The organism is Chryseobacterium populi (genome assembly GCF_000282115.1).
Lineage (GTDB): Bacteria > Bacteroidota > Bacteroidia > Flavobacteriales > Weeksellaceae > Chryseobacterium > Chryseobacterium populi.
This window is the reverse complement of record NZ_AKJY01000041.1, coordinates 1-12,401: the sequence shown is the minus strand read 5'-3', so window position 1 is coordinate 12,401 and position 12,401 is coordinate 1. Positions and strand designations below refer to the sequence as shown.

Sequence of the window (12,401 nt, the reverse complement as noted above, 5' to 3'; positions counted from 1 at the left end):
AGAATTACTTAAATTAATATAATTCAATCGATTGCGCAATTTATTTTGATATACTTCCCTTCATTTTTCATTCTATTTCGAATAATATAATGGAAATAACTGAATTTGCCCATCCAGTCCGGAAGGCTGAACTTTCCAATTGGAAGCATCAAAAGCTTTATAATCAATATTTACAAAATTGATCTCGTGATAATTACGCCATTGAATTTTATTCTGGTCCATATAACGGATTCTATTCGCCATCAAATTGCAAACTTCAATCTGAATGGTGTTTTTCCCTTTTTCCAGATATTTACCGATGTTGATTTGAAAAGGAATACTCCAGACAATCCCCGCTTCCTGACCGTTAACAATTATTTTTGCACTTTCATACAGCTTATCGAATTTTAAAAGATAATCGTCTGCTTTTTTATTCTTCAAATTTAATGTGGCTGTATAAACGCCGGTTCCCGAAAAACTCTGTGTTGCAGGATCTTCTGAAAAGTTCGTCCAGGGCTCTAGTTTTTTTAAATTCCTTGATTTTGGAAGTTCAGGGCCACCTTCTTTGAAAGTCAGTTGCCAATTTTGATTTAAATTGACAGGGGAACCTGCCTTCTCAGTATATTTCCATTTTGGGATTGAGGAATCTGTAGTCTCAGAATTTTTTAAAATTAAAGATTCCCCGGATTTCAGCTGAATTCTCACGGAATTATTCTGTGTTTCCGCCACTCCGAAATCTCCGGTTTCAGGATCCATGATCACGGTTTGATTTCCTGTATAATTTAAGGGTATAAATTGATTGATTTCTTTAGAATCATGATTGACAATGAAATAGTATTTTCCACCGTCAAACTGTCTTCTTACAAACTTCAGCCCGGTTTCCGTTAATTTTTCTCTTTGTATTTTCAAATATTCTAATCCTTTTTCTACATCAGAACTTAAAATAATTTTTCCTTTTCCAAAGCTTACAATTTTTATATTTTCTCCCTGATTCTGAAACGGGATCTGAGCCCATAAAGATTTTAGTTTTGCTCTTCTTTTTTCAACTTCAAAATTTCCGGGAATATCTTTTGGCTCATTTTGAAAAATAACCGAAGCACCGTTTTGGGCCAATTCAAGAATATTATTTAACGTAGTTTCCGGCAAATAAGTTAATTCAGGAATGATTAAAACCTGGTAGGAAGATCCTCCTTTTGCAGTCTGAATTTTCTGACTCTCAGATTTAGATCCACCAATCATTTTGTCAGAAATCATATCAAGAGAATAGCCCATTTTGCTCAGTTTTGTTAAATTCTCATACATCGGAGCTGGCTGCAACCATTTTTCCACGTTATGAACTTTAAAGGTTACATCTTTTCCTTTCGGATTGGCCCATTGATCATAAATTGGCCAGTACATCAACAGTTCGTTATCAGATTTCCCACTCTGCAGGACACTTTGAGTACGTGCAACATAAGAATTTAATCCGGTCAAATGCGGCCACATACTGTTTTCCGGAACAAAATTAACCGAAGCATAAAACAGCCATCCCGGAAAAGGAACATCGGCCGGCGTATACGTTGTACCGTGGTAAAAAACGTGATTAATCCCTGATAAAAAAATCTGCTCAACTTCTGGTTTTGCCTGCGACCACGATGTTTTAAAATGTTCCGTAAGCCAGGTAAAAGTTTCGTTTGAAATTAATTGTTTGCCTGTAACATTGGCTGCTGATGATGCAAATTTCAGCATATTGAAATCAGGAATATCTGATTTCTGAATATCTGCACTGTCTCTTCTCAGCCCAGGAATTTCAAAAATAGAGCTTCCGAAAGTTTCAGATTCCGGAATATCAACTGCAGCGTACAAATCCAGTAAATTTCCGGGTGAGCCATGCGCCTGATTGGTATTTTTTGAGTTTTTGGAATGGGCCCAGTCCGTGAAATCTTTGGTAAAATTATTTAAAATCAATTCACTCAAAGTTTCTCTGTAATCCGATTTTACTCTGCCGGCAATTTCACTTTCCTCATTGCTACCCAAATATCTGATGTACGGACTTAAATCATATCCTCGTCTTTTCTTAAATTCATTTTTAAAATCCGGTGTCCAATCGGCGTTGTAAACCTCATAACTGTCGTTAAAAAAAGAACGGATTCCATAGTTGGAATTTCCAAAAGCTTTATCAAAAGTTTTAAGATAATCTTTTGTTGCATCAGGTGAAAAATGGTCTAAGGTAAAGCCTTCACCACCCGGAGCTGCCCGTTTCACTTTTTGTAAAGTTTTACCTGTAAAAACTGCATAAACTGTCCATTTCCCGGAATCCGGTTTCCAGTTGAGAGAACCGTCGTTTGTAATTTTATCGGTTAAGACAATCGCTCTGTTTTTTTCGTTGTAAGCGGTTACAATATCTAATTTTATTGTTTTTAAATTCTTCTGTTTTTCATCCTTCAGGACAATTTTTTCTGACAATTCTTCACCTGATGAAATCGTGTACGTCTGAACAATCATTTTTGTGGCCGCTTTCTGTTCATCAACCTGCGGTCCACCAATTGGCCAGCCTGTCCCGACTGACATGTCAACTCCCATATTCAGGCTTTTGGCTTTGGCTGTTGTAAACTGAAGCATTTTCATCCATTCCGGAGAAAGATAATCAATATATTGATTTTCAAAGCCTTTAGCTCCATAAATGGGAACGATTTCTACGCCTCCGAAACCGGCTTTATTTAAAGTTGTCAGTTGTTTATCCAATCCTTTTTCATCGACAGCATTTCCCATCCACCACCATCGTGTCCACGGCTTTGTCGTTTCAGTGGGTTTGGGCCAGGGATTTTGTGCCGGAAGATTTCCGAACGCAAAACAAAATATGCCTACTTTTACTATAGATTGAATATTCATTTTTCTTATTTTTTTAGTTTCCATCCGGTTTTAAAGATTCCATAAAGACACTTTCCGGCCAATGGAATTTTTCGAAAGGATCAGGTTTATTTAAATCAAAACCCCTATAATTTTTGGAAACAAATTTACTCAAAGGTATCTTCTGATCGATAATACTTTTAACGACACATTTTGCCAGTTCATAAGCTCCATACGTATTAAAGTGAGTGTTATCCGCCAAAGCATCCGGCTGATTGGGATAAGAATTTGCAGGATAATAGACAAATGCTTTTTTAGAATTTTCCGGTCCCAGCGCTTCAAACAGCGTTTTACTCATTGCATTCAGGTCGATTAAATATACATTTTCTTCTTTCGCAATTTCCCGCATTGCATCGGGAAAATCATCCAAAGTATTGACAATCTTATTATTTTCATCAAAAATTCTTCGATTCATTGATGTAACTAAAACCGGAATTGCGCCCAATTGTTTTGCTTTATTAATCCATTTTTGCAATCTTTTTCTATAACCAGACGCTGTGCTATTCCCATATTTTTGGTCATTATGTCCAAACTGGATGAATAGATAATCTCCAGGCTTTATCTTGTTCCAGATTTTATCAATTCGGTGACGGTCTTCAAAGGCTTTCAAAGTTTCCCCGCTTTCGGCATAATTGGCAACAACAACTTCTTTCGGAACAAAAAAATAAGGCAGTATCTGTCCCCACGACGCCCAAGGTTCGTAGAGTGCATCTACCACGGTAGAATCTCCTGTAAGATAAATTGTTTTTGCTATTTTATTGGGTTGAATGATTATTGCCCAAACTTTTGGGGTTTTATCATTAAATTCAATTGTCAATAAATTGTCCCAATGTAAATATTTTCTTTCTCTTGGTTTAAGTTTAACAATTCCAATTTCAATTCCATCCTGATTACGAATAATGCTATCTTTAACGTGAACGGTTATTAATTTTTCGACAATTTCATCCTCTTTTGTTTTCACATCATCAAGCATCAAACGGCGGTTTTCTACACGAACTGTTGTTTCGGAAGTTCCTTTAGAATCACCTAAATTTAACTTAATATCATAATTTCCTTCCGGAATTATCACCGAAAAATAAAAAGGTTTTTCACTGGTGATATAATCTTCTGTCAAAGCATTTCCTCCCCTGTCGATTGATTTTAAGCCGGAAATATTCATAAATCCATAACCAATTTTCCTGTCGAATTCAGAATGTTCGGTGATGGGAATAAAACCATCCTGAGTTCTGCTTCCACCAAAATCAAATTTGAAAATGGTTTGTTGTGCAAACATTGATGAACAAATAAAAGCTGCTATAATTCCTGTCCAATTTCTCATAATCAATCGGTTAAAATATTGACTTCCGGCATTGTAAACTGCTTCTTTTCATCTCCTAAATCCGGTAGCCCGAAATAGAAATACAATGTTCTTTTAAATGTTCCGTTAAGATGATTCTGTTCACTTTCCGGTCCTAAAGATTCGGTTTTATCATTAATATTAAACGCCAAAACAGTTCCCAGTGGAGGAATTGCATCTAAAAATGAAATATTTCCTGCCGCCAACTTCGGGTAACCTTCTGCACCATAAATTCCATAAAAATCAAAGAGTCTTACAAACATTTTTTCCTCTTTTGTTCCGATGGTGATTTTCCCTTCTGCAGTATCTAACTGTAACCAGGCAACATCATCATAATATCCTTTGAATTCAGGATAAATCCAAGGCGAAGAACCCGTTCGTGATGAATTTTTCAAATTCTGCCAAACATTATAGGTCTGTCCTTGCAAGCGGTTTTTCCAAACGTGATATGGTCCTTTACCCAGCCATTTTGCACTGATGATATAATTTTCAGGATAATCAAAGCTTACACCGGCAAACGGATAATCTCCTACAAGAGAATATTCATAATTTAGTTCTAAAATTCCGTTTGAATTGAGCTTCCAGTTAATTTTTTTTCCGTCATTGTATAAGACTTCTATGACTTGATTTTTTGCTTCTGCAAATGATTTTATTGAAGATAATTCCATTTTCCCATTAACGAAAACCGGCCCGTTACGGAAGGTCATTTTTTTACCTTTTTTATCGATAACCATTGATTTCAATAAACCATCTTTTTTTCCAATTGAAAATTCTTTTTCATCTGATTTTAAAATAAATAAAGAATCATTTTCTACAACTGAAACCGGGAATTCTTTGATTAAGGATTTCGAAAATTGTTCTGAAATTTTTTCATTAGAAGTAATTTTCCAGGTCCATGTATAAATTTCTTTTCCGAAAGGATCCGTTGCAGTTAACAATAAAGCCTGACTTTTTTTCCAGCTTTGAGGAAGGTTTAAATGAATATTTCCTTTTTCTGTAGGCTTAATATTCGGAGACTGTAATTTTCCGCTTTGCAGAACATCAAATCCTGATTCGGAGGAATAAGGTGTTTTAAATTTCATCAGTTTCCATTCAAACTGACATTCATTTAAGTTGGTAAAATAATATTGGTTTTCTACAGAAATGACTCCATTAAAATCATTTGAAATCGTTTTAAGATCAATTTTTACCGGACTGTAAATTTCGCGAATTGCATAGAAACTTCCTTCTTTTTCGCGATGCGGGCCCACAACTCCATCCGGAGCATTGATGGCATTTACATCTATTTGATTACTGAGATCTGTTCTCACTAAACCTTCATCGGCAAACGCCCAGATAAAACCTCCGGCACCTTTTTTGGAATTCCAGTGCAGCTCCCAATAATCAGCTAAAGAAGTCCCGCCACCACCGTCATCCTGTGCATGCAAAAATTCGGTCGGCATATAGATATTCTCTCCTTCAAGGATTTTTTGTGTACTGTAATAATCTTCGTAATGGTTGCAGTCGATTCCGTTGAAGGCGTTTCCAGGCTTATGATGAGCGTGAATTACAGGGCGATTGGACAAGTCATATTTTCCAAATTCTGTATCCAGATCAAAATTATGTCCACCTTCATTTCCATTACTCCAGAAAATGACTGAAGGATGGTTAACATCTCTTGTAACCATCTCCATGACGAGCTTTTTACCAACCTCAGTACTGTATTTTTTTTGCCAGCCGGCCAGTTCATCCAAAACATACAAACCTAAAGAATCACAAATTTTTAAAAATGATTTATTCGGTGGATAATGCGAGCATCGAACGGCGTTCATATTCATTTCTTTGATGAGCTGAACATCCATTAAATCTATATTTTTGTTGACCGCCCGACCAGTTTCAGGCCACCAGACATGACGGTTGATGCCTTTCATCTTGATTTTGGTTCCGTTGATATAGATTCCGTCGCCTTTTCGGATTTCAATGGTTCGGAAACCGAATTTCTCTTCGGTTTGGCAGATATTTTTTCTGTTTTTATTTAAGCTAAATTTCGCTTTGTATAAATTCGGCGTTTCTGCTGTCCAAAGTTTTGGATTTTTAACTAAAAATTGAATTTGTTTTAAAGTATCTCCTTTTTGAATTCTAATCTGGGACTCGCCAACGAGAATATTTTTAGCATCAAATAATTCAACTTTTAAATTATTGACAGTTTGGCATCCTTTTAAATGTATATTTGAACGAAAAGTCCCGTCAGCCTTAGCCTCGATGGCTGTCCATGAAATATTTTCTTTTGGATTGGCTTCCAGATAAACCGGACGGAAAATTCCTCCCAAAACCCAATAATCTGCAAGACGTTCTGCATTATTAACGGATTTATCAGCTGACATTTTGGAAACTTTGACTTCGAGAATATTCTCTTTTCCGAATTTTAATTTATCTGAAATATCATATTTAAATTCATAAAAAGCACCCTGATGAATTTCGCCTGCAAGTTGTCCGTTAATCTTCACTTCAGTATCCGTCATTGATCCTTCGAAAACGATGTTGACCGATTTTCCTTCCCATGAATCCGGAACTAGAAATTTGTGCTTAAATAAGCCCACTTCATCATTAAATTTAAAATTTTTACCGTAAGTCACATAATCTCTTCCGTAATTATACGACCCAAATCCCTGCTGTTCCCATTGTGAAGGAACCTGAATTTTGTTCCAGCTTCCGGATTTTCGTCCACCGCTTATCCAAAAATCCCATTCTTTGGTATGCTCAGAATCCGTACCGCTCAGGAACTGAATCTCCTTAGATTGAGAATGCAATAATTGTGAGCATAAACATAACAAAACAAATATTTTGGAAAAACATCTCATTTTACGGCAATGTCGGAATCATCTTTTTTGTCGTATGATATGTCTAAAGAAGCAGCCTGGGCAACATTTACTTTAATTTTTTTCAAATTTTTAATGGCATCCAAATTTTCCTCTTTGGGTTTTAACGCTTTTATCTTTAGGTTTTCCAACGTGAAATCTGTCAAATCATACAAGTCTGATTTTTCAATATCGAATGCCGTTTCACAACTGATGTCTATATTTTTTATCAGAATGTTATTTGCTAAAGATTTTCCAGGTCTCTCTTCCCCTTTTAAATCAAAAAACTGACTCCAGCCTTTCACATACAGGAAAGTTTTAACATTTCCCGTAATATTTTCAACCGTAAGATATTCGTAGTGTTGAGGAGTATCGGGTCTCATTTTAAGATGTAACAGTCTCGAAGCATCTTTCACTTTTGAATTACGCAGAATTACGTTATAATTGTGGATTGATTCGCTGCCACAAGTCAGGACACTGTGACAAAATCCAAAGCTGTTATCTTCGATGATAATGTTTCTGTTTTCCCCATTTTCAGAGGTTTTATCTGCTTTCGGACCTTTTCCGCCTTTCAGTGCAATGGCATCATCGTTCACTGACATATAGCAATTTTTAATCAGGAAATTTGTGCAGGCATCGATATCAACAGCATCTGTACTTGGTGCTTTCACCGGTTCTTTCGGTGCTAAAATTGTCAGGTTTAATAATTTTACAAATTCACTCTTATAATAGTGAGTACTCCAGAAAGGTGAATTTTTTACGGTAATTCCTTCAATCTGAACGTTTTTAGAATTTGAAATATAGATGATTCTTGGTCTCATCTCATCCATATTCGTGCACTTGGGATTCCACTGGCGTCTTTTCCAGAATGCTTTCCAAAAACGCAATCCGTTTCCATCCAGCGTTCCTTTTCCTGAAATGGTAAAGCCATCCAATCCGTCTGCATTGATTAATGCCGGAAAATATTTTAGAGTCTGCCCTTCCATTCTTGTTTCTACAACCGGATAGTCGCTGATATCATCGCTTCCTTTTAATTTCGCACCATTCTCCAAATACAAATGTGTTCCCTGCTTAAAGAAAACAGAACTGATCAGGAATGTTCCTTTTGGCACAATAATGACACCGCCACCATTTTTAGCCGCCAGGTCAATGACTGCCTGAACCTGTTTTGTCTGCAGAACCGCGCTGTCATTTTTCACCCCATTATCAGTAAGAATATATTTTTTTCCTAATTTATTAATGTCAGTAGGCTTATTTTCTTTAAACCACTTGGGAATTTTAGTGCCGTCAGGGAACTTATCCTGGCTTTTTACGCCTGATGAAAACAAGAGGAGCACAAACAGAGATAAAAAAAATTTTGATATATTTTGAGATTTCATAATTTATTTTTTATTGTAGAACCTGATTTTTTATTAATAAAATTAGCACTCAAAAAAATGACAAAAATAAAGGAGTATCATTTAAATAAAATGTATTCCGTTTCTTTTCATAAAAAATCAGCAAATAATTTTCAATCGTTCAACGAAAATTATTCTTTCATTTTATTTTCATAAAAATATACATTTTGAAAGCCTACACTATCCTGCTCTTTCATGTTGACCGGCTCTGAATGATTTCAATACCTACAAAATTTCAATAATTTTTTAATTAATGCAATCGGTCACTCAAATTTTCTGTCTCATTGCAGAAGAAAAATCTTTTAAAACATGAAATTAAACTTTGACAATTCTTATTTAATAGTAATTTTAAAATTACTATTCAGGTTTTCCCCTGAAACATTGAGTATATAATTTCCCGAGGTTCTTTTGTCTGCAACATTCAGTTTAAAGATTCCGTTTCCATCAGCATTAATCTTTTCTTTGACAATAATTTTTCCCGTCAGATCGATAATTGTTGCTGTTAAACTGGACTTTTTATATTCCGGAAGCTTAATGGAAATCAGGTCCTTTGCAGGATTTGGATATACTGTTCCGACATTTTTGCTGATACTGAATTCATCATTGCCCAACACGGCCTGATTGTACAAAGCATATACTTCCGCCGGAGATAACGCATAATTGTACATCTTAAGTTCATCGAATGCACCTTTATAAGGAGCCGGAGCATTGGAAGCTGATAAAAATTCAAGCTCACCAATATTCCCGATGATCAGATCACTTGCTTCACCAATACCTGTAACCGCAGCTTCATCTCCTTCGGTGCTTAAAGCGCCATTGGTGTAAATTCTCATTTTATGCGCAGCAATATCTCTCTGAATCACGACATGTACCCAGTTATCGGTAAAATAATTGGCAATAGGTGATGTAATTTCCTTTTTCGTAACGTCATCATCGATAGCGTAACGAAGCTGACCTCCTTTGATCTCTACGTTGAAACGTTTACCGGTGGCTCCTGTTGTGGTATTTTTAGTGAAAGAACCTTTACACAATACATATAAACTTGTAGACGAAGACGGAATCATGCTTGTTAGAGCTTTCATCCAGAAGGACACGGTAAAAGAATGATTATCAAATAAAATCTGGTTCTGATGAGGAATACTGGCTATGTACATATTATTGGGTGAAGTTGCCAGATCGAGGGCGTTATTTTCTTTCCCGGGTACTCTTACATTGGCATTATCATAGGCTGTATCTAATATTCCATGATTTGCAAAAGACGTTATATCTGCAATTTGAGCACCTGTGGAAGGAGCCTCTGCGAATGGCCAGTTCCCGACAAGACCCGGTGTCAATGTACGAAAAGTCCACACATCTCCTGCAGTAATACCAAGAGCATTATCAGCATCAATTCTCCAATAGTAATTTGTTGCCGGATTTAAATTAGCAAGCTGATATGATGGTGTAGCAGAATAAGGTACAGTAGCAACATTGCTTAAATTTAAAGGATCTGTTCCAAAATAAACTGAATATGTTGTTGTATTTGAACTGCCATTCCATTTTAAAAGCAGATTTCCACCACTCAACTCTACATTGTTATTACCCGTTGCAGGAATCGGATTGATTGCTTTTGCAGGAGCTGACGGAATCGGGGGTGTCGTTACAGACGTATTTGATGTGTAAACCGAAGATTCTGATGCATTTGTTGCTTTAACTCTATAATAATATTGAGTATTAGATATTAAACCAACTTCATTATAACTTGTTGTATTCGCGCCCAGTGTTGCAATAACTGAAAAAGTAACTCCATCAGTAGAACGCTCTACTATATAATTAGTTTCATTGGTAGCATTGTCATTCCAGTTGACCGTTAAAGAACTGGAAGGTGAAGCTCCTGTTGTTGTGACAGCATTGGTGAAATTCACATTTGTGGGCGGAATAATAAAATCCGGAGGAGTTGTATTGGGTAAACTGTTAATATAAACCTCAATATTCAGATACGGGGCATGTGTTGTGCTTACTGCCAAAGCATCGAACCCACTAGGATTCAGACCATTAGCTATTTCCCATGCGTCCGGCATACCATCATTATCCGTATCCAAAGGAGCCGGCGCACCATAAACGTGTCCTGCACCACCATTGGTAAATCCAAATTGAGTTGTTAAATCAGTCTGTACATATACATAAGTAGCTGTTGTACCTTTTGACAGTAAATCTGAAATCATTAAACCATCTACCTGATCACGTCTTGGATAAGATGCTCCTACACCTGTAACGATTTTATCGTACGCCTCCTGAGCGGTTAGTGTCGGGCTTTTCATCGGATAATTGTACGGGCCGACCATTATTGCTGCCGGATCCCCTACAGGATATCCCGTTAAGTTTTGAGGGACTGCAGTTCCATCCAATACTCCGTTTTTATTGTTATCAAAATAATTCCCGGAACCGTACAGATTGAAATTGGCATTTCCTACGCTGAAAGGTGTGGTAACCGTACTACTTGTATTTGGGCCTCCGATAAAATAATTGTTGATGATATTGGCAAAAGAGCTTCCCGCCGAATCACCGCCCATAATATATGCCTCTCCGGATTGGGTGTGTCCATATGTATTTCCATAGTTACCCCAGTTGTAAACTACATTATTGACAAACTCATTGATCCCTTTTATTTTGTTATTACGGGTTTTATTACATATATATAGATTTCCGATTAGACTGATCTTCCCTCCCGTCGGAGGTTGCATTAATCCTCCCGCAGAATGATTATGACGGTGCATTCCTTGTCCTATAATAGAATTCTGAATCGTTATATTATCGGGACTTGTCCCGTTATTATCCCAGTTAACGGAAAATACCTCGTCCGTTCCCCAGGTGAAAGTCATGTGATCTAAAATAATGTTAGCCCCGTTGGCTATTCCTGATGCATCCTGATTTTGAGATGTCCCGCCATAACGGATACGAAGATACCGAGCAATTGTGTTATTGGCTCCGGTAAATGAAACTCTTGGGCCCAAAAATACAATCCCTTCTCCGGGCGCAGTTTGTCCGGCAATCGTGGTATTAGCTGCCACAGCAACAACTGACTGTAAATTAACAATACCTCCCACTTTAAATATAACAAACCGCCCCGGCTGGCTCACCGCATCACGGAATGAACCGGGGCCGCTGTCATTTAAATTGGTAACCAGATAAACCTGAGGATTTGCAGCACCTCTTGCTCCCGTAGTATATCTTCCAAAACCGGTTGCTTCCGGGAATGCCAATATCTGAGCACTAAAATCAACAGTGGATAATGCTAATCCACAAAACAATAAAGATTTAAGAGCTGGCTTAAACAGTAAAGATTTATTTTTCATAAATATTAATTTTGTGCTAACTAATCTATCCACAAAACCAATAATGAGCATCCTGCCCCGTCCTGCTGATCTCTATATCAAGTAATTACAAAAAAGATTTTATTTAAAGACTTCTACAAGTGTAAGTTTTCTCTCTGTAACACTTAAACAATTTTGCACAGACTCCTTCCAGAAACCCATTTAGTTGTTTTGATTGGGGATTGTTGCCGGATATTTTTCCTAATTTTATATTCCAGTGTAAAGTCTTTACAATTTGCCCCGTTGAAATTTCATTCCGTTTACCACCAACTGTAATTCGCATATAAATAGTTGACATTTCAGGATTGTTCTTCATTTTTTTTGCATAGAACAGCAAACTGTAGGTTTGCATAGCTTTTAATGTTTAAAGGTTAGTAATATATTCTTGAACCTTTAGACCTGCAAGATGTTCAATCGATGAACAGGCTGTTTACTGTAAATTCGGTGAGTAGGAAAATAGTTTCAAGCTACTCACCGAATTACTCACTTTCAGTTTGTTTTTCTTTGCTTTATTTTGATTCTTCAAAACAACAAAAAAGCCTTTAAACACTAAGATTTAAAGGCTTTTGATTTTATTTGTTTCTCCAAATGGCGGAGAGTGAGGGATTCG

At 36.7% G+C, this 12,401-nt stretch carries 6 protein-coding genes; all 6 read right to left on the bottom strand.

Annotated features, from left to right (window positions below):
• Positions 1 to 72: 72 nt before the first annotated feature.
• Positions 73 to 2,850 carry a glycosyl hydrolase gene (locus PMI13_RS11375; RefSeq protein WP_007843760.1) on the bottom strand — a complete coding sequence of 926 codons (2,778 nt, stop codon included), beginning with the start codon at positions 2,848 to 2,850 and terminating at the stop codon, positions 73 to 75.
• Positions 2,851 to 2,863: 13 nt separating this feature from the next.
• Positions 2,864 to 4,186 carry a rhamnogalacturonan acetylesterase gene (locus PMI13_RS11370; RefSeq protein ID WP_007843758.1) on the bottom strand — a complete coding sequence of 441 codons (1,323 nt, stop codon included), beginning with the start codon at positions 4,184 to 4,186 and terminating at the stop codon, positions 2,864 to 2,866.
• A gap of 2 nt (positions 4,187 to 4,188) precedes the next feature.
• The gene (locus PMI13_RS11365) at positions 4,189 to 7,017 is read right to left on the bottom strand and encodes a glycoside hydrolase family 2 protein (RefSeq protein WP_238536304.1); all 2,829 of its coding nucleotides are present in this window, start codon (positions 7,015 to 7,017) and stop codon (positions 4,189 to 4,191) included.
• Between the two features lie 23 nt (positions 7,018 to 7,040).
• Positions 7,041 to 8,420 (bottom strand): rhamnogalacturonidase, encoded by a 1,380-nt coding sequence (locus PMI13_RS11360; RefSeq protein ID WP_007843755.1) that lies wholly within the window; start codon positions 8,418 to 8,420, stop codon positions 7,041 to 7,043.
• Positions 8,421 to 8,770: 350 nt separating this feature from the next.
• Positions 8,771 to 11,773, bottom strand: coding sequence for a LamG-like jellyroll fold domain-containing protein (locus tag PMI13_RS11350; protein WP_007843754.1), 3,003 nt, complete (start codon positions 11,771 to 11,773; stop codon positions 8,771 to 8,773).
• A gap of 103 nt (positions 11,774 to 11,876) precedes the next feature.
• The gene (locus PMI13_RS21790; protein ID WP_034732600.1) at positions 11,877 to 12,107 is read right to left on the bottom strand and encodes an Arm DNA-binding domain-containing protein; all 231 of its coding nucleotides are present in this window, start codon (positions 12,105 to 12,107) and stop codon (positions 11,877 to 11,879) included.
• Between the last annotated feature and the right edge of the window lie 294 nt (positions 12,108 to 12,401).